Origin of the sequence: Nocardia asiatica NBRC 100129 (assembly GCF_000308415.1) — a bacterium.
Classification (GTDB): Bacteria; Actinomycetota; Actinomycetes; order Mycobacteriales; family Mycobacteriaceae; genus Nocardia; species Nocardia asiatica.
Window position 1 is genome coordinate 1 of the sequence record NZ_BAFS01000360.1, and the last position, 1827, is coordinate 1827.

General features: G+C 60.3%; 1 protein-coding gene. It reads right to left on the reverse strand.

Annotation, left to right across the window (positions count from 1 at the left end; translation table 11 throughout):
- Nucleotides 1–1757: recombinase family protein (locus tag ON27_RS29410; protein ID WP_051047099.1), on the reverse strand; the 1757-nt coding region annotated here is incomplete at its 3' end.
- Nucleotides 1758–1827 lie beyond the last annotated feature (70 nt).

Here is a 1827-nt window from a genome sequence, read left to right on the forward strand (position 1 = left end):
CTTAGCTCCACCATAGGGTCACTACTAGAACCCGGGGCTGAATGAACGCCCTGGAGTAGGACCCCTACTCCTCCCTTCATTCGGGAGTTGCCTGATTCAGGAGCATCCCGGCTTGTCTTGTGCCGGGTTGCGCCGCATGTTCCTGCTTGTGCCCGTTGGGCGGCGTGTAGCTGTCCGAAGGGTTCGTGCAGGCGGTGGCCGTTGATCTGCTCGTCGTCGATGTAGAGCTGTTGGAAGATTGCCTGATTGAACAGGCGGCGCTGGTGTTCGTTGCAGCGGCGATACAGTTCTTGGGGGTTCTCCAGCAGTGTGAGCGCGGCGTCGATGAGTCGGGCGCTGGATGACAGGTCTTCGGTCGTTGTTGCCAGGCGTTCGGTCAGTCGTCGCCGTTGGTGGGCGATGTCGCGGAGTTTGGCTTTGATCTTGGGCTGCGGAAGGGTGGCGTCGGCTGCCAGGTCGATGAGGTTCTCTTCCTGGGCGTCGAGTGCCTGCAGTTCGGTGGTCAGTTGTTTCTGGAGGAGTCGGTCGGCGGTCTCTTGAGCGTTGATGGCTTCGGCGATCTGGTTGCGGATGCTGGTGATGAAGTCGCTGCGGAATCGGATCGTCGCGTAGTGCGCCTCGACGGCGTCTTCGACAAGGGCGACGTTGATGTGTGGCGCGTTGCAGGTGCCCTTCTGTTTGTTGCGGCAGAAGAAGTAGAGGTATTCGTTGCCGTGTCGGTTGGTTGTTCGCTGGATGATCATCCGCCCGACGGTCCCGGTCCGCTGGCAGCGTCCGCAGAACAGTGACCCTTTGAGGTAGTGGTGGTGGACGCGTCGGCGTTCGTGGGCGTTGGTCCGGGATTCGAGGATCTCTTGGACGTTGTCGAAGAGGTTCTCGTCGATCAGCGGCTCGTGTCGGCCCTGCATCTCCTCGCCCTTGTAGATGACGTAGCCGAGGTAGTAGCGGTCGCGCAGCATCGTCGAGAGCTTGTTTTTGGATACTCGTTGGGCGGGGTGGCGGTGGGTCGGTCGGGTGCGCAGTCCGCGGTCGTAGAGTTCCTCGGATAGTTCGTCGAGGGTGTAGTCGCCGGTGGCGTACAGCTGGAACGCGAGCTGGACGAGCGGTGCGCGTTCGGGGTCGACGCCGATGGTGCGGATCTCGCGGCCGTCGAATCGGTCGAAGATGTTGAGGTACCCGAGCCGGGCGCGGCCGAGTGTGCCGCCGTTGCGGGCTTTCTGGCCCATCTTGTAGGAGATGTCGGCGCCGGACTCGCGGGACTGGTACTCGTTGAAGGTGGCGAGGATGCCGTGCATGAGCTGGCCGACCGGCGAGTCGTCGATGGATTCAGTGGCGGAGACCAGGGTGACGTTTCGCTTGCGGAGGTCGGCCATGACGATGGCGTCGTCGAACCGGTTTCGGGCCATACGAGACAGTTTGTAGACGATGACGTAGTCGACGTCTTGATGGTTTCGAATTCGAGCGAGCAGTTTTTGGAACTCGACTCGTTTCGACATTTCGGTCGCACTCCGGCCAGGCTCGATGTATTCGTCGACGATGGTCAGGCCGAGTTGATTTGCCTTGTTCTGGCAGGCGACACGTTGAGCGGGAATCGATATGCCTTCCGGGTCGTAGTCTGTCTTGAACTGCCCCGGCGATGAGACACGTAGGTAGATGACAGCACGGTCGCCCGCCTTCAAAGGTGCTGGCAGTGATGGGAGTTCGGATGCCAAGTCGTCATCCGCATCGTTCCCCGGGCCTACGTACGCGCTCACCATGGAGATTCCTTATTCTCGACGTCACGGTATTTTCGCGATCGATATTATTATGATTCGACAGAGGGTGTTA